Raw genomic sequence first — 16,919 nt, forward strand, 5'->3', positions numbered from 1 at the left:
GATAGTCGATGAACGAATCGGGCATCGCCTCCACGGCGATGCCCGATTCTCGCGCTTGTACGACAAGCGAACTACTCGCGCGTTGAGGCCCGGACGACGAGCTCGGGCTGGAAGACGAGGTGGCGCGCGGACAGCGGCGGGATCGGCGCACCCTCCGCGACGGCGAACTCGCCGAGGAGCAGCTCCACCGCGGCGACACCGAACCCCTCGTGCGGTGCGCGCACGGAGGTGAGCGGGATGATCGACGACTCCGCGAACTCGATGTCGTCGTAGCCGACGATCGCGAGGTCGTCCGGGACGCGGACCCCGTGCTCGACGACGAGCGTCTGCATGATGCCGAGGGCGAGCAGGTCGTTCACCGCGAACACGGCGTCTGGACGCGCCTCGGGCGGGCGGCTGGCGATGGCCCGGCCGAGCTCGCGGCCCTCGGCGATCGTTCGCTCGGTGCCCGCGATCACCTCGAGGGTCGCCCCGGGCACGGCGGCCACGGCGGCGCTCGCCCCCTCGAACCGGTCGGCGACCTGACGGATGCCGAGTGGACCACCGACGAAGGCGAGTCGCCGACGACCGGTCGCCAGCAGGTGCTCGGCCGCGAGGAACCCACCGCGCACGTCGTCGACGGACACCGAGGGCTGGTCCGGCGAGGAGGCCAGCTGCCCGACGAGGACCGAAGGGATGCCCCGCTGCCGGATGCTCGTCAGCCGCTCCTCCACCGACTCGTGCGACGCGACGAGCATGCCCTGCACCCGCTGCGCCTCGAACATGCCGAGGTAGGCGTCCTCGCGCTCACGGCTGCGGTTGGAGTTCGCGATGAAGACGGAGAGCCCGTCCTCGGCGGCGCGCTGTTCGACCCCCTCTGCGATCGTCGCGAAGAACGGGTTGCTGACGTCGGGCGCGATGTAGGCGATGGTGCCGCTCCGGCCGAGACGCAGCTGCCAGGCGGCGTTGTTGCGGACGAACCCGAGCTGGTCGATGGCCCGCTGGATGCGCTCCTGCTTCTCGGGCGAGACGCGGTCGGGGTGGTTGATGTAGTGGGAGACCGTGCCCATGGAGACGTCGGCGAGCGTCGCGACCTCGCGGATACCGACTCGTCCCATGCTTCACCCCTGCCCTCGTGCTGCGTGCCCCGGGAGCGTTCCCGCGGCCCGGCTCAGTCTAGATCGCCCCGTCTCGGTCAGTCCTGACCGCGGTGCGGCTCCGGTCCGAGGGGCTCGGGGATCTCCACGCCGACCTCGATGAGGGCGTCCGTGACGACCCGGATCGCGTTGAGCGCACGTGGGAACCCCGCGTACTGCACGGTGTGGATGACCGTCTCGAGGATCTCCGTCGCGGTGCAGCCGACGTTGATCGCACCGCGGGTGTGGCCGCGCAGCTGTGGTTCCAGCCCACCGAGCGCGACGAGAGCCGCGAGGGTGATGAGCTCCCGCTGCGCCAGCGTGAGCCCCGGCCGGGAGTAGATGTCGCCGAAGTTGAACTCGATGCCGAAGCGCGCAAGGTCCTGCGCGAGCCCGGTCTGCATCGCGACGAGCCCCTCCGACTTCCCCTCGCCGTACACCTCGTCGAACTTCGCCTTGCCGCGCTCGAGTCTCGTCATGTCCTCTGGTCCTGTCGTCATCGTCCGTCGCCTCAGATCGAGTGTCCGCCGTCGAGCGGCAGGATGAGGCCGGTGAGGTTCACGGCGGCGGGTGAGGCGAGGAAGACGACCGTCTCCGCGAGGTGCTCCGGCTCGCCGAGCAGCCGGGTGGGGATCTGCGCGAGGAGCGCCTCGCGACGCTCCGGGGTGTCGTTGTCGCGGCCGGGGGTCGCCTGGGCTCCGGGGGCGAGCGCGTTGACGGTGACCCCCTGCTCGGCGACCTCGATCGCGAGCGCCTTCGTGAGTCCGACGACGCCGGCCTTGGCCGCGGCGTAGGCCGTCGCCCCGCGCACGAGGCGTCCGCCACTGACGGCGGCGATGGATGCGATGCTGATGATGCGACCGGAGCGCTGTTCGAGCATCGAGGGCAGGACCGCGCGCGTGACGTTGAACACCGAGTTGAGGTTGCGGTCCATCTGGGTCATCCAGGTCTCGTACGTCATCTCGTGGAAGAAGCTAACCGCGCCGCCGCCCGCACCGTTCAGCAAGATGTCGACCCCGCCCCACTCGTCGACGATGCCGCCGACGGCAGCTTGGACGGCGTCGAAGTCGGTCAGGTCGGCCGTCGCCGATGCGGCCCGCACCCCGTGTGCACGGACGAGCTCCGCCGTCTCCTCGAGCCCGGCGGCGTTGAGGTCGAGGCCGGCGACGTCGGCCCCCTCCGCGGCGAGCTTCTGGGCGATCACCCGGCCGAGCGCTCCTGCTGCCCCGGTGATGACGGCTCGTTTGCCCTGCAACCTCATGTGCGGTTCCGTTCCTCGTCCGGCGGGTTGAATCGCCGTGCATCGTCGTTGACTGTGGTCGTGCCGACATGATCGAGATCACGGGACGACGATCACCCATTCTCGTCGCCGTCTTGAAACGTGTCAATATGCATTCCGTCCAGCCCTCGTCATGCTCGAAGTGCCTCGCCGAGCGGAACTGATCCAACGCTTGACATGCGACCCGTGCGCGGTTAGCCTCGGCCATTGAAACGCTTCAACTTTGCTCGCGACCATCACCGCTCGCGTCTCAACATCACTGCCACATCTTCAAGGAGGAAATGTGTCCACAGCGCACCGGGCCCCGAAACGTCGGTCGGCCACCGCCATCGCCGCTCTCGGCGTCACCGCTCTCGCCCTGACCGCCTGCGCAGGGAACGGCGGTGCCTCGAGCGCCACGTCGTTCGACTACCTCGCGGCCGTCGAGAACTCGATCGTCCGCGATGAACTCACCGCTCTCGGCGACGGCGCGTGCGCCGCGAACGAGAAGGCGCTGCCGCTCAAGGTCGAGACCCTGCCCCAGGCCGACGTGCTCCAGCGCGTCACGCTGCTCGCCAGCCAGAACGCCCTGCCCACCACCTTCACCGCACCGACCGCACCGCTGCGGCCCGGCGGCACCCTCGGCGACGACGACACCGTCCTCGACCTCGAAGACACCCTCACCGAGCTGGGCGTCATGGACGACATCCTCCCCTCGGCCGTCGCCACCGTGAAGAACATCTACGGCGACCGGTTCGTCTCGATGCCCTACCAGTACAACGTTGAGGGCTTCTTCTACAACAAGACGATGTTCACGGACCTCGGCATCGCGGTCCCGCAGACGTGGGACGAACTGCTCGACGCCGCCGACACCGTCCAGGCCTCCGGCAAGTCCGCCTTCACGGTCTCCGGTGCCCAGGGCTGGACGATCACCCGCTACATCAGCACCTACCTCTTCCGGCTGCTCGGCCCGGACGCGATGAACGACATCGCCTCGGGCGACGCCAAGCTGACCGACCCCGAGTACGTCGAGGCGATCACCGCCGTCGCGGACCTCGGCAAGTACTTCGGTGCCGGCATCACGACGATGGACATGCAGACCGCGACGAGCGAGTTCTTCACCGGCAACGCGGCCATGATGTACAACGGCACCTGGATGCTCGCCGACGTCTACAACACCGAACTCAACCAGATCGGTGAGGACGCCGTGGGCTTCATGCCGTTCCCGACCGTCGAGGGCGGCAAGGGTTCGATCGACCAGTACCCGGCCAACACCGGTGCGGCGACCTCGTTCTCCACGAAGGGCTACGACGAGGAGAAGGTCGGCGGCTGGCTGAGCTGCATCGCGGAGAACTACGGCTCCAGCGTGCTGAAGAACCAGGGCGTCATCTCCGGGTTCAAGCTCAACGAAGAGGTGACCGACGTCCCCGCGCTCACCGCCGAGGTGCAGGGCATCATGGCCGACACCGATGAGACGGTCACCTGGTTCGAGACCTTCCTCCCCGAGAAGGCCGGCGTCGACGCCCAGACCAACGCCGCCCCGCTGCTCACCGGCGGCATCTCCCCCGAGGACTTCGCGGCGCTCGTCCAGGCCGGCGTGGACGCGGGTCTCAAGAAGTAACCGGCGATCCGGTCGCCCGGCAGTCGCCCGGCGACCGGATCCGTCCGTCCGCGGACATCCACCTCTGCAGCGGGTCTCGCACCTCGCCGCCCAGCCTCACGGTCCCCCGACCGACTCAGGAGCACAGCATGAAAGACGTCCTCGGCGACAGGAAGGCCATCGCCATCCTGCTGGGCCCGGCCCTGCTCATCTTCACCCTGGTGAAGCTCGTCCCGGTGATGTGGTCGTTCGGCCTCACCTTCTTCCAGGGCGACCTGCGCGGCTTCGAGTTCGTCGGCCTCGACAACTTCGCCCAGCTGTTCGCCGACCCGACGGCACCGGAAGCGATCTTCTTCAGCATCAAGTACTCGCTCATCGCGACGGTCGCGCAGATCGCCCTCGGGTACGCTCTCTCCCTCTTTTACGTCTTCGTCCTCAAGAAGGCGTCGACGCTCGTCCGCACGCTCGTGTTCTTCCCCGTGGTGCTGCCGACCGTCGCCGTCGGTCTGCTGTTCAAGCGCCTGTTCGAGGTCGCGCCGCAGACCGGACCGGTCAACGCCATCCTGAACGGCTTCGGCATCGACTCGGTGGACTGGTTCAGCTCGCCCGACAGCGCGTTCGTCGTGATCATCATCATGGACCTCTGGCGGTCGATGGGCTTCTACGCCGTCCTGCTCTATGCGGGGCTCCTCGACATCCCCGAGGAGGTGATCGAGTCGGCCCGCATCGACGGCGCCCGCGGCCTGAAGCTCGTCCGGTACATCATCGTGCCGCTGTCACTCCCCGTCCTGCTGTCCGCGGTGATCTTCAGTTTCAACGCGACGCTCAAGGTGTTCGACTCGGTGCTCGCCTTGACGGGCGGCGGGCCAGGGACGGCCACGACCCCGCTGACGCTCTACATGTACAACACGACGTTCACGTACCAGAACTACGGCTACGGCTCGACGCTCGCGTTCGTGCTCACGATCATGTGCTTCCTCGTGACGCTCCTGATCTTCAAGACCTCCCGCAAAGACCTGACGAAGGACTGACGCCATGACGACCGCCATCACCCCGGCGCCCGGCGCCACCACACCGGCCTCGAGCGGCAGCGGCGACGGATCCGGCACCGCCGTCCGCCGGCCGAAGATGCGTCGCGCTCCTCGCTCGCGCGCCTACTACCTGCGGAAACTGCCCTCGGTCATCCTCATCGGACTCCTGCTCGTGATCGAGATCTACCCGATCGTCTGGCTGTTCCTGTCCTCGTTCAAGAACCAGCGCGAGTTCCTGCAGGAGTCCACCTTCTCCCTCCCGGAGTCGTGGAGCTTCGACAACTACGTCACCGCCTGGACGACCGGCAACATCTCGCAGAACCTGCTCAACAGTGTCATCGTGACCCTGCCGTCACTCGTCTTCATCCTCATCTTCGGCGTCGCCGCCGCCTTCGCCCTCGAGGTGATGGTGTGGAAACGCCGCAACCTGACGCTGCTGCTGTTCATCTCCGGCATCATGATCCCGGGCCAGATGATCCTCGTGCCACTCTTCGTCGCCTACTTCAACCTCGGCCTCACGAACACGTACTGGCCGATGATCATCACCTACACGGCGCTCGGGATGCCGCTGACGGTCTTCATGATGACCGCCTACTTCCGGGCCGTGCCGCGCGAGGTGTTCGAGGCGTCGACGATCGACGGAGCCGGCATCATCCGTTCCTTCTGGTCCATCGGACTGCCGATGGTGCGGAACGCGCTCTTCACGATCGGGCTCGTCCAGTTCCTCTCCATCTGGAACGACCTGCTCATCTCGCTGACCTTCACGACGAACGCCGACCTCCGCACCATCCAGGCGGGTCTGCTGAACTTCAGCGGGGAGTTCGGCCAGGTCGACTACGGGCCGCTGTTCGCGGGCATCTGCATCAACGTGTTCTCACTGCTCGTCGTGTTCGTGTTCCTCAACCAGCGGATCATGAAGGGGCTGGCATCCGGCGCGCTCAAGGGGTGACGCCGAAGTGCCCGAGGACCGCAGGATGGACGACATGATCGACGACGACACGACCCACACCTCCTCCACCGACCGGACGACCGCGGCAGTGGCGACACCAGACGACCTCCGACCGCTCGGCTCGACCGGGCTCGTCGTGAGCCCGGTCACGGTCGGCACCTCAGGACTCGGCACGCCGGCGAGCGCCGACGGCTCCACCGGCCCGGGCTCCACGGCGTTCGCATCGGCCGCCCTCCGTGGTCCGAATCTGCTTGTGGACACGTCGAACAACTACTCGGACGGACGCAGCGAGACGGCGATCGGCGACGCCATCCGTCAGAGCGGTCTGCCCGAGGGACGCGGAGTGGTGACGAAGGCCGACCAGGATCCGTCGACGGCGGTGTTCGACCGCGACCGGGTGCTGCGGTCCTTCGAGGAGAGCCTCGAGCGGCTCGGCGTCGAGCGCATCCCGGTGTTCCACCTGCACGACCCGTACTCGGTGTCGTTCGAGGAGGCGTCGGCACCGGGTGGTGCGATCGAGGGCATGCTGGCACTCAGGGAGCAGGGGCTGGTCGACACGATCGGGATCGCCGCGGGTGCCATCAGCGTGATGCTGCCCTACGTTCGCACCGGCGTCTTCGACGTGCTCCTCACCCACAACCGGTTCACCCTCGTCGACCGATCGGCGACCGGCTTGCTGGAGGAGGCGCGCTCGCTCGGGATGGGCGTCTTCAACGCGGCTCCGTTCGGGGGCGGACTCCTCGCCGGACGGCGCGGGCGCGACGGCAAGCCGGCCACGTACGCGTACCAGGCCGGTTCGCCCGAGTTGCTGGCCTGGGTCGACCGTGCCGACGAGCTGGCCACCCGCCATGGCGTCCCGCTCGCGGCTGCCGCACTCGCGTTCTCGACGAGATCGGAACTCGTCGACTCCACCGTCGTCGGGATGAACCGGCCCGAGCGATTGGAACAGGTCGAGACGCTGCGAACGACCCACATCCCCGAGGACTTCTGGTCGGACCTCGACGCACTCGGCACCCCGCCGAGCACCATCACCGACTGAGCCCGTTCTCCATCCATCCATCCACCCACCCGCTCCCCTTTCCCTTCCACTGTCCCTTTCTCAGGAGTCCGCCGGCGTGGCGTCCGCTGGCCGGGCCGGCGCGCCGATGACCTCCTGAGAAAGGGACGCCCGACGATGAAGGCCGCATCACGATGAAGGTTGCACGACGATGAACGACTCAGCAGGGCTCGCGGCGTCGTGGGTCGAAGACCCGATCCCGGGGACCGGCCGGCGGCGACCCCGTGCCGACGAACTGAGCGACGCACGTCGGCTGTCCCTCAACGGCGACTGGGCGTTCACGCTCTCGCCCACGGCCGACGGGACGGGCGACACCTTCGGTGATCCGTCGCTCGACGACTCCTCCTGGGACCGCATCCGGGTGCCCGCGCACTGGGTCCTCGAGGGCCACGGGCAGCCGCTGTACACGAACACCGCGTTCCCGATCCCGATCGACCCGCCTCGCGTGCCCGAGGAGAACCCGACGGGCGACTACCGCCGTACCTTCACCCTGCCGGAGGACTGGCGTCGCGCTGACACGGTGCTGCGCTTCCAGGGTGTCGACTCCTGCGGGACCGTGTGGTTGAACGGTGTGCTCCTCGGCCACAGCAAGGGCAGCCGTCTCCCGGTGGAGTACGACGTCGGCGAGCACCTTGTCCCCGGTGAGAACGTCCTCGCCGTGCGGGTGCACCGGTGGTCGAGCGGCACGTACCTGGAGGACCAGGACATGTGGTGGTTGCCGGGGATCTTCCGCGACGTCGACCTCCTGGAACGCCCGGCCGGCGCGATCGACGACGTCCAGGTCCGCGCGAGCTACGACCATCGCGACGGCATCGGCGTCCTGCGCGTCGACACCGACGTCCCCGGCCTCGTCGACGTCCCCGAGCTCGGCATCCTCGACCTCCCCACCGGCACCGCGACCGCTCTGCCGGTCGAGCCCTGGAGCGCCGAGGTACCGCGCCTCTACACGGCGCACCTCAGGCCGAGGCCGACCGATGAGACGCCCGTGGCCGACGAGACCGTCGAGCTGCGCATCGGGTTCCGCACCGTCTCCATCGAGGACGGCCGCTTCCTCGTGAACGGCGTCCCGGTGCTGTTCCGCGGGGTCAACCGGCACGAGCACGACCAGGACCGCGGCCGTTCACTCGACACGGAGACCATGCGGCAGGACATCCTGCTCATGAAGCAGCACAACCTCAACGCCGTGCGCACGAGCCACTACCCGCCCCACCCGGACTTCCTCCGCCTCTGCGACGAGCTGGGGCTGTGGGTGGTCGAGGAGTGCGACCTCGAGACCCACGGCTTCATCTACACCGACTGGGCCGGCAACCCGCCGACGGAGCCGGTCTGGGGCGACGCGATGCTCGACCGTGTCCAGCGGATGGTCGAGCGAGACAAGAACCACCCGTCGATCGTCGTGTGGTCGATGGCGAACGAGAGCTGGGTCGGCGAGAACTTCGACGTGCTGGAGCAGTGGATCCGCGAGCGCGATCCGTCTCGGCCGATCATGTACGAGCGCGATCCGTCGTATCGGAACTCGGACTTCTCCAGCCTCATGTACCCCGACCAGGAGCTGCTCGAGGCCATCGGCCGTCGCGAGGAACCGAGCCCCGTGGGCGTCGTGGCGGGGTCGCCGGACGACGTGCGTCGGCGGCGACTCCCGTTCCTGCTCTGCGAGTACGCGCACGCGATGGGCAACGGCCCGGGGTCGCTCGTCGACTACCAGCGGATCCTCGAGTCCTCCGACCGGTTCTGCGGCGGCTTCGTCTGGGAGTGGATCGACCACGGCTTCCGCAGCACCGACGCCGCCGGGAACGAGTTCGTCATGCACGGTGGCGATGTCGCCTTCCGACCGAACGGCGGACGCTACTGCCTCGACGGACTCGTCTTCGCCGACCGCACGCCCTCCCCCGGCCTCGCGGAGCTGCACGCCGCGATCAGTCCGGTCGAGCTCCTGGCGGACGCCACCACCGGCACGCTGACGGTCAGGAACAAACACGACATGCGGTCACTCGATCACCTGGCGCTCCGGTGGCAGCTGGAGGACGACGGCCTCGCCGTCGCGTCGGGTGCGTTGACGACACCGCCCGTCGACCCCCGGAGCGCGGCGACCGTCGACCTGCCGGCCGAGGCGACCGTGCCGACCGCCGGTGTCGATCCCGTCTCCGGCGCACCCGTCGAGCGTTGGCTCACCGTGCGCGCGGTCCTGGCGACCGACGAGCCGTGGGCGGCAGCGGGACACGAGGTCGCGTTCGGGCAGGCGCGGATCGCCGCCGACCGACCGGCGGATCCGACCGGCGTCACCGTTCCCGTGGCGGCCGCGGCACGCAGACCCCTCGCTCACGCCGACCGCACGCCGGGCCACCGCATCACCCTCGGCGCAGGCTCCTTCGACGCCCGCACCGGCCGACTCCGCGCGCTCGGCGATCTCGAGTTCGACGGGCCCGTCCTCGACATCATGCGCGCACCCACCGAGAACGACCGGGGCCAGGGGCCGCGGAACACGGCCGCAGCCAGTTGGAAGCTCACGGGACTCGACCGCTTCCTCCACCGGACCGACGCCGTCGAGCGGATCGACGACGGGCAGGGCGGCGGCCTGCGGGTCGCCGGCCGCAGCGCCCCGGCCGCGCACGGGCTCGGCCTGCACTGGACGTTCGACTGGACCGACGTGGGCGGCGCCCTGGACCTGTCGGTCACCGTCGTCCCCGAGGGGATCTGGGAGCACACCCCCATCGGCGATCACGTGCTGACGCTGCCGCGCCTGGGCCTCCGACTCGGACTACCGGGCAGCTACACGGATGCGACCTGGTTCGGTCGGGGCCCCGGCGAGTCGTACGTCGACAGCCTCGCCGCGGCGCGCGTCGGTCGCTTCACGAGCAGTGTCGACGGGCTCCAGACCGACTACCCGGTGCCCGAGGAGAACGGCAACCACGTCGGGACGCGGTGGGTGGAACTCTCCGGCGACGGCCTGCCGACCCTGCGAGCCGAGCAGCTGCAGGACACCGGCTTCGACTTCACCGCCAGACGATGGACGAGCGAAGCGCTCGAGGAGGCCCGCCACCCGCAGGACCTCCGAGACTCCGGCCGTGTGTGGCTCAACCTCGACCACGCGCAGCACGGGCTCGGCAGCTCGTCGTGCGGGCCGGCCCTGCCCGAGCGCTATCGGGTGCCGGTGGCGGAGACGACCTTCGGTGTGCGGCTGCGGACGCTCACGCCCGACCCTGCAGGATGAGGTTCCAGTACACCCAGGGCAGGACGTAGCGGTCGGCGATGAACGTGAACCGACGCTCCTTCGCGAGTCCGTTCCAGAACGGGATCGAGGGCTTCGGGCGGTAGCGGTCGTCGAACTCGGCGAACACCACCGTCCCGCGGGAGACCGTGAACGGGCACACCGAGTAGCCGTTGTAGACCGTGCTCGGCTCCCGGCCGGACCGCACGGCGACGAGGTTCTTCGCGAGGGTCTTCGTCTGTTGCCGGAGGGCTCCGCCGGACTTCGAGCTCATCACCGCGGCGGCGTCGCCGAGCGCCCAGACGTCCGGGAAGCGCGGATGCCGCAGGGTCAGCGAGTCGACCTCGACGAAGCCACCCGGGTTGCCGGGCTCGGCGAGCGCCGTTGCCGCGAGCCAGTCCGGAGCGGACTGCGGCGGCACCGCGTGGAGGACGTCGTAGGGGATCTCCTCCCGGAGTCCCCCCGTCACGCCGTCCTGCCCGCGATCCGGGCCGTCCTGCGGGTCGGTCTGCGCGATGGTCACCACGCGCTGCTCCGGGTCGACCGCGACGAGCTCGCGCGAGAACCGCACCTCGATGCCGTACTCGGCGACCTTGCGGTCGAGTTCGGCGTCGATCATCGGCATGCCGAACATCGTGGGTGTGGGCACGACGAGCACCACACGGATGTCGTCGAGGACGCCCGTCTGCCGCCAGTGGTCGCACGCGAGGTACATCGGCTTCTGCGCGGCGCCCGAGCAGCTCGCGGGGCCTGCGGGCTGCGTGAACACGACGGTGCCGGAGCGGACCGACCGGAGCACGCGCGAGGCCTTCTGGGCGTACTCGAACGTGTAGTTGGAGATCCCCACCGGCGAGGCCATCGCCTCCGTCAGACCGGGCACGGCGTCCCAGTCCTGCTGGATGCCCGGAGCGACGATGAGCTGGTCGTACTCGACGGCGGTGCCGGATTCGAGTGTCAGCGTCTTCGCGACCGGGTCGACGGACCGGACCCGGTCCTGGAACCAGGTCACGCCCTTCGGCGTCACCGCGCGCTGGGGCCTCGTGGCCACCGACGCGGACGCGGTCCCGCCCGCGACGTGCGAGAACATCGGCTGGTACCGGTGGTGTTCGCGCGGTTCGATGACCGCGACGTCATCGACCCCGTATCGCCGGAGCCTGCCGGCGACGGACAGACCGGCGTTGCCGCCACCGATGACGACCACCTCGTGATGGAGCGGAGCCCTGCTGGAGTCGGTCACGGTGGCGGCGGCGCTCAGGATCCGGACTGACCGCGGCCGGTGGCGTTCTGCAGCCGGTCGATGTGCTCGGAGGCCTGCGCCTTCGTCAGGTCGGCGGGGAGCTCCTCGCCTGCCTCGCGCGCCAGGGTGTCGAGGTAGCTGCGCTGCGGGCCGGTCATCGGCTCGTCGCCGGTGACCCAGTCTTCGGGGTCCTTGCTCGCGCTCGTCGAGCTGTCATCGCCGCGGGCCCCGAGGGTCTCCTCGGTGGCGCCGATCGTCTCGGGCGAGCCGGAGGTCGTTGCGTCGGGGGTCGTTGCGTCGGTCTGTTCTGCGTCAGTCATGCGGCAACGGTACGTCGAGCGGGCGATCGCGGAGGAGGGGTTGCGCGTCCACGTCGGACCGGTCTCGGAATAGCGATGGACGACCCCCGGTTGACCCAGGCGACCGCGTGCGGCCGCACCGTCCACGAAGGAGACCCATGTCCGACACCGCTTCCGGAACCGTCCGATCCGTCGACGAGCCGACTCCGTCGCAGAGCGTCACCATCGGCATCCTCGGTGCCGGCAAGGTCGGCACGGTCCTGGCACGACTCGCGGTCGCCGCCGGCTACCGGGTGCTCATCAGCGGTTCGCGCGACGCCGCCCGGATCGCCCTGACGATCGACGTCCTCGCTCCGGGTGCCGTCGCCACGACCGCCGCCGAGGCAGCGACCCAGGCCGACATCGTCATCCTCGCGCTGCCCCTCGGCAAACATCGCTCGGTGCCCGTCGACGAGCTGCGCGGCAAACTCGTCATCGACGCCATGAACTACTGGTGGGAGGTCGACGGCCACCGCGAGGACCTCAGTGCGCCGGAGACCTCGACGAGCGAGCTGGTCGCCGCCTTCCTGCCGGAGTCCCGGGTCGTGAAGGCGTTCAACCACATGGGGTACCACGACCTCGACGGGGAGCCACGTCCCACCGGCGCACCGGGCCGCAAGGGCATCGCGATCGCCGGCGACGCCCCCGCGGACCGGGCGGCCGTCTCGGCCGTGGTGGACGCCCTCGGGTTCGACCCGGTCGAGATCGGGCCGCTGCGCGCTGGCGTCGTGCTCGAACCGGGGCACGAGCTCTTCGGGGCGAACATCGGTGCCGACGAGATCCGCGAGGTCGCCGAGGTGCGGGCGTTGGCCGAAGCCGAGGCCGGCGTCCGCTAGGCGACGCGGCGGGTTCCCGGACCGGTCTCGACCGTTCGTACCACTCTCGGGTGCAGCGCCGACTTTGGGCGTGCCGACCCGGGTCGCCTCGTCGAGCGCGTCGTCAGTGCCGTACTCAGCGAGGAGGAACACCCGGCCGGCCTCGGATGCCCCGTCGCCGGTCAACGGCATCGCGCTCGCGCGAACCGGGGTGCACTCATCCGTCGATCGTCCGATCAGCGCCTCGTTCGTTTCCGTGCCGATCAGCCCCGCACTGCCTGCTCGCGCTCGAACTCGTCCCGCCAGGAGTACTCGGGCTCGAAACCGAGTCGTGTGCGGGCCTTGTCGATGGACATGAACGTCTCGAACTCGCCGAGCCCCGCCCGCAGCGGGACGCCGGGGAAGTGCCTCGCCGCGAGCTCCGCCGACGGCACGGTCGTCCCGTTGTCGGAGGCGCACACGTCGTAGACCTCGAAACCGGGCTCCGCTCGCGTCAGCGCCAGCGCGACCGCCTGCGCACCGTCGCGTGCGTCGACGTAGCTGAACAGGAGGTCGCGCCGGTACCCGGGCTCCGACGCCCGCGCGAACGTCCCGTACTCCCCGGGCGCCATGACGTTCGTGAACCGCAACGCGGTGATCGACGTCCCGTCGGCCCACCGCACCAGCTGTGCGGCCATCGCCTCCTCGGCGACCTTCCCGAGCGCATAGGTGTTGTTCGCGCGACTGACGGTCTCGTCGATCGGCAGGAACTCGGGCGCCTCCTCGAACGGGAATCCCATGGCCGTGATGCTCGACGCCGTCACGATCGTCCGGATGCCCGCCCGCAGCGCCGCGTGCAGCACGTTGAACGACACGGTCAGGTTGTTGTGGAACGTCGCCGCATCCGGCACGAGCCCGTTCACCGGGATCGCGGCCAGGTGCACCACGGCGTCGAGACCTGCGAACCTCGCCGTCACCCCGAGCAGGCTGTCGATCGTCTGCCCGTAGTCGGTCAGGTCCACACGGGTGAACCCCGGCCCGGCCGTGCCCGCGACGTCGAGTCCGTGCACGTCGTGGCCGTCCCGCAGCAGTCGTTCGACGGTGGCGGAGCCGAGCTTGCCCGAACTCCCGGTGACGGCGATGCGCATACCGACGATCCTAGGCTCGGGCCGGGAAGTCGGCGGGCAGCGGGAGTGCGGTCACCACGTGCCCGGCTGCGTCCTCCTCGTTCGCGTGCAGATGGCCGACGCGCCCACCGGCCGGGAGTCCCGTCTCCGTGAAGAAGCCACGGATCGTCTCGTACACCTCGACGATGTCGTGGGTGTCGCCCGCCTGCGTCAGCACGATGTCGCCCGACTGCACGTAGCGCTCGCCACCGTCGACGAGCACCTTCCCCTTGCCCTCGGTGATGAACCAGATCTCGTGGTCGTCGTGGTGGTGGCGGTCGAACCGTCCTCCGTCGACCGACACCGCGAAGCGCCCGATCGTGCCGATGTCGCTCCAGTCCGGCTTCGAACCCGGATGCACCCAGGAGCCCGGTTCGATCACCGGCATCAGCGGTCCTGCTTCCAGCTCGGCGCCGTTCCGGCGTCGACGATGCGCGCGTCGGGCAGGCCGTCGAGCCCCGTCTCCGCGCCACCAGGGGTGTACACGACCGACAGTCGCAGCGGGCGCCACGTCGTGTTGTAGGTGGAGTGCACGGTGTCCTTCGGGATGTACACGGCGTCGCCCTCGCGGATCGGGAACGCGGGACCGTCGCCGACGGTCTGCACGCCCTCGCCGGAGATCACCGTGATGACCTCCTCCTCGCCCGGGTGCTGGTGGGGTGCGTGGCCCTGTCCGGGGTAGACGATGACCTCGCCGACCGTGAGTCCGGCGCCCTCGTCGAGGTGCGGGGTGACGAGCCACTTGATGGTGCCCCAGTCGAAGACCCGGGTGGGGACCTCGTCGGGGCGACGGCCGGCGGTGGCGGGGGTGATGGCTGGTTCGGTCATGGGATGCTCCTCGTCGAGTGGTCGGGTGGTCGGTCGTGCCGTCGGTCAGCGGGTCTGGATGGCCTTGAAGTCTTCGATCTGGCGTTTGATCGCCCGCTCGGTCGGGAGGCGTTCGGCCGAGGACGCGCCGAAGAACCCGGCGACGCCCGTCGTGTTGGCGAGGATGAAGGCGGCGTCCTCCGGTTCGGCGATCGGACCGCCGTGGCACAGCACGATGACGTCCGGGTTGATCGCGACGGCCGCGTCGCGCATCTCCTGCACCCGGTGCGCCGACTCCTCCAGCGAGAGTGCCGTGGTCGCGCCGATCGTGCCGGCCGTCGTGAGGCCCATGTGCGGGACGAGGACGTCAGCACCCGCCTCGGTCATCGCGACCGTCGACTCGACGTCGAAGACGTACGGGGCCGTGAGGAGGTCACGCTCGGCGGCGAGGCGGATCATGTCGACCTCGAGGTCGTAGCCCATGCCCGTCTCCTCGAGGTTCTGGCGGAAGACGCCGTCGAAGAGCCCGACGGTCGGGAAGTTCTGCACGCCGGTGAACCCCATCGTCTTGAGCTCGTCGAGGAAGCGCTCCATGATCCGGAACGGGTCCGTCCCGTTCACGCCGGCGAGCACCGGGGTGTCGCGGACGATCGGCAGCACCTCCCGACTCATCTCCACGACGACCTGGTTGGCGTCCCCGTAGGCGAGCAGGCCCGACAGCGAGCCGCGACCGGCCATCCGATACCTGCCGGAGTTGTAGATGATGATGAGGTCGACGCCGCCCGCCTCCGCGGACTTCGCCGAGATGCCGGTGCCTGCCCCGGCGCCGATGACGGCCTGTCCGCGCGCGACGGTGGCGCGAAGTCGTTCGAGTGCGATGGTCCTGTCCATGGTCAGTCCTGTTCCGTGGTGTCGGTGCGGTTCCTGTTGCCGTCTCGCTCGATCACAGCGTGGAGGGCGTCGGCGGCGAGCCTCGCGAACACCGGATCATTGAGATGTTCGGGACGGTCGACGACCGTGACCGCGCTGCCCTGCACACCCGCGAGCACGGCTTCCATGAGTGCAGCATCCGCCTCCGCGTCGCGGAAGGGCAAGCCCTCGGCGTCGAGCGCCGAGACACCGCCGCGCGGGATCAGCAGCACGGTGGGGGCCTCGGCGCCGCTGAGCTTCGCCCCGATCCGCTCGCCCAGCTCGCGGTTCTCGTCGACCGTGGTGCGCATGAGCGTCACCGTCGCGTTGTGGACGAAGAAGTCGCGATCGGCGAACCGCTCCGGCACGGTGTCACGAGGGCCGAAGTTGACCATGTCGAGCGCACCGAGGCTGACGAGCTGTGGGACGCCTGCCGCGCCGGCCGCGGTGAGTCGGTCCGGGCCCGCCGTCAGCACGCCGCCGACGAGATCGTCCGCGAGTTCGGTGGTGGTGAGATCGAGGACCCCTGCGAGCATGCCGCTCCGAGCGAGCGATTCCAGGGCCCGCCCGCCCGAACCGGTGGCGTGGAAGACGAGGACCTCGTAGCCGAGTTCGTCGAGCCGCTCGCGGGCCACGTCGACCGCCGGCGTCGTGACCCCGAACATCGACGCCCCGACGAGCGGGCGGTCCGTCCGCTCGGCGGACGAGGCCGGACCGCGCGCCTGCGCAGCCGCCGCCATGCCGGCGATGGCCGCCACCGCGTTCCCGAGGACGGCACGGGAGATCTGGTTGATCCCGGCGATGTCGACGACGCTGTACATGAGCGTCACGTCGTTCGCGCCGACGTACGGCGCGACGTCCCCGGACGCCATCGTCGACACGAGGAGCTTCGGGGCCCCGATCGGCAGTTCGCGGAAGACCCGGGCGGCGATGGCCGAGCCGCCGCTGCCACCGAGGGCGAGGACGGCGTCGACCCGCCCGGTGGCGTGCAGCCGGCCGATCACCGTCGCGGCACCTTCCGCCATCGCACTCACGGCGGCTCCACGGTCATCCGCGGCGAGCAGCGTGTCGAGATCGGTCCCGCCAGCGGCGGCCACCTCGTGGTTCGGGTGGTCCACGGCAGCGTCGTACCCGTGGGGCTCACGCGTTCCGGCGTCGACGACCACGACGTCCGCGCCCAGTTCGCCGAGACGACCGGCGACCCATCGGTACTCGGCGCCCTTCGTATCGAGGGTGCCGACGAGGGCGACGGTCGGTCTGGCTGGTGCTTCGGGTGCGGTCATCGTCGCTCTCCATCGTCGTCGTCGTGAGCGCAGGACGGCCGTGTGTCGGCGCGCCCCACCTGACGGATCCGCTTCGACCCCGCCAGCGCCTCCATCCTGGTCCAGGTTTTGAAACGTGTCAAGAAGAGTTGCATCTTCCTCGCTTTCTCGCATACCAACGCTGTAGC

The 16,919-nt window shown here is 69.5% G+C and carries 16 protein-coding genes; 6 read left to right on the forward strand and 10 right to left on the reverse strand.

The window, feature by feature from the left end:
- Positions 1–71 precede the first annotated feature (71 nt).
- The 3 genes from BWO91_RS17895 to BWO91_RS17905 form a co-directional block, all read right to left on the reverse strand.
- On the reverse strand, positions 72–1,097 hold the full coding sequence (locus BWO91_RS17895) for a LacI family DNA-binding transcriptional regulator (RefSeq protein ID WP_079003545.1): 1,026 nt from the start codon (positions 1,095–1,097) through the stop codon (positions 72–74).
- Between the two features lie 77 nt (positions 1,098–1,174).
- Positions 1,175–1,615: a carboxymuconolactone decarboxylase family protein gene (locus tag BWO91_RS17900; RefSeq protein ID WP_205847546.1), complete on the reverse strand. Its 441-nt coding sequence runs from the start codon at positions 1,613–1,615 to the stop codon at positions 1,175–1,177.
- Positions 1,616–1,626: 11 nt separating this feature from the next.
- A complete protein-coding gene (locus tag BWO91_RS17905; RefSeq protein ID WP_064295740.1) occupies positions 1,627–2,376 on the reverse strand; it encodes an SDR family NAD(P)-dependent oxidoreductase in 750 nt (249 codons plus the stop codon).
- Positions 2,377–2,677: 301 nt separating this feature from the next.
- On the opposite strand from BWO91_RS17905, the gene BWO91_RS17910 reads away from it, so the two are divergent.
- The 5 genes from BWO91_RS17910 to BWO91_RS17930 all read left to right on the forward strand — a co-directional run bounded on the left by BWO91_RS17910 (position 2,678) and on the right by BWO91_RS17930 (position 10,221).
- Positions 2,678–3,994, forward strand: coding sequence for an ABC transporter substrate-binding protein (locus tag BWO91_RS17910; protein ID WP_079003547.1), 1,317 nt, complete (start codon positions 2,678–2,680; stop codon positions 3,992–3,994).
- 128 nt (positions 3,995–4,122) lie between these two features.
- Positions 4,123–5,004, forward strand: a complete 882-nt coding sequence (locus BWO91_RS17915) for a carbohydrate ABC transporter permease (protein WP_064295739.1) — start codon at positions 4,123–4,125, stop codon at positions 5,002–5,004.
- Positions 5,005–5,008: 4 nt separating this feature from the next.
- Entirely contained in the window at positions 5,009–5,953 is a 945-nt protein-coding gene (locus BWO91_RS17920) for a carbohydrate ABC transporter permease (protein WP_228507330.1), read from the forward strand.
- Between the two features lie 25 nt (positions 5,954–5,978).
- Positions 5,979–6,992, forward strand: a complete 1,014-nt coding sequence (locus BWO91_RS17925) for an aldo/keto reductase (RefSeq protein WP_240555576.1) — start codon at positions 5,979–5,981, stop codon at positions 6,990–6,992.
- A gap of 169 nt (positions 6,993–7,161) precedes the next feature.
- Positions 7,162–10,221, forward strand: coding sequence for a glycoside hydrolase family 2 TIM barrel-domain containing protein (locus BWO91_RS17930; RefSeq protein ID WP_079003548.1), 3,060 nt, complete (start codon positions 7,162–7,164; stop codon positions 10,219–10,221).
- Here the strand turns inward: BWO91_RS17930 and BWO91_RS17935 are convergent.
- The gene (locus BWO91_RS17935) at positions 10,199–11,455 is read right to left on the reverse strand and encodes an NAD(P)/FAD-dependent oxidoreductase (protein ID WP_079003549.1); all 1,257 of its coding nucleotides are present in this window, start codon (positions 11,453–11,455) and stop codon (positions 10,199–10,201) included. The genes BWO91_RS17930 and BWO91_RS17935 overlap by 23 nt on opposite strands.
- A 14-nt stretch (positions 11,456–11,469) precedes the next feature.
- Positions 11,470–11,775 carry a DUF3072 domain-containing protein gene (locus BWO91_RS17940; RefSeq protein WP_064295746.1) on the reverse strand — a complete coding sequence of 102 codons (306 nt, stop codon included), beginning with the start codon at positions 11,773–11,775 and terminating at the stop codon, positions 11,470–11,472.
- Positions 11,776–11,912: 137 nt separating this feature from the next.
- Here BWO91_RS17940 and BWO91_RS17945 point away from each other — a divergent pair, with 137 nt between their 5' ends.
- On the forward strand, positions 11,913–12,629 hold the full coding sequence (locus BWO91_RS17945) for an NADPH-dependent F420 reductase (protein ID WP_079003550.1): 717 nt from the start codon (positions 11,913–11,915) through the stop codon (positions 12,627–12,629).
- 242 nt (positions 12,630–12,871) lie between these two features.
- Here BWO91_RS17945 and BWO91_RS17950 read toward each other — a convergent pair whose 3' ends face one another.
- The 5 genes from BWO91_RS17950 to BWO91_RS17970 are packed head-to-tail and all read right to left on the reverse strand — an operon-like array spanning position 12,872 to position 16,752.
- Positions 12,872–13,735 carry an NAD-dependent epimerase/dehydratase family protein gene (locus BWO91_RS17950; RefSeq protein WP_079003551.1) on the reverse strand — a complete coding sequence of 288 codons (864 nt, stop codon included), beginning with the start codon at positions 13,733–13,735 and terminating at the stop codon, positions 12,872–12,874.
- Positions 13,736–13,745: 10 nt separating this feature from the next.
- A complete protein-coding gene (locus BWO91_RS17955; RefSeq protein WP_079003552.1) occupies positions 13,746–14,141 on the reverse strand; it encodes an AraC family ligand binding domain-containing protein in 396 nt (131 codons plus the stop codon).
- The gene (locus tag BWO91_RS17960) at positions 14,141–14,581 is read right to left on the reverse strand and encodes a cupin domain-containing protein (RefSeq protein ID WP_079003553.1); all 441 of its coding nucleotides are present in this window, start codon (positions 14,579–14,581) and stop codon (positions 14,141–14,143) included. The genes BWO91_RS17955 and BWO91_RS17960 overlap by 1 nt, the downstream gene beginning before the upstream one ends.
- Positions 14,582–14,626: 45 nt before the next feature.
- Positions 14,627–15,451 (reverse strand): phosphoenolpyruvate hydrolase family protein, encoded by an 825-nt coding sequence (locus BWO91_RS17965; protein ID WP_064295733.1) that lies wholly within the window; start codon positions 15,449–15,451, stop codon positions 14,627–14,629.
- Positions 15,452–15,453: 2 nt separating this feature from the next.
- Entirely contained in the window at positions 15,454–16,752 is a 1,299-nt protein-coding gene (locus tag BWO91_RS17970) for a Tm-1-like ATP-binding domain-containing protein (protein ID WP_079003554.1), read from the reverse strand.
- Between the last annotated feature and the right edge of the window lie 167 nt (positions 16,753–16,919).

The sequence above is a fragment of the Plantibacter flavus genome, assembly GCF_002024505.1.
Classification (GTDB): domain Bacteria; phylum Actinomycetota; class Actinomycetes; order Actinomycetales; family Microbacteriaceae; genus Plantibacter; species Plantibacter flavus_A.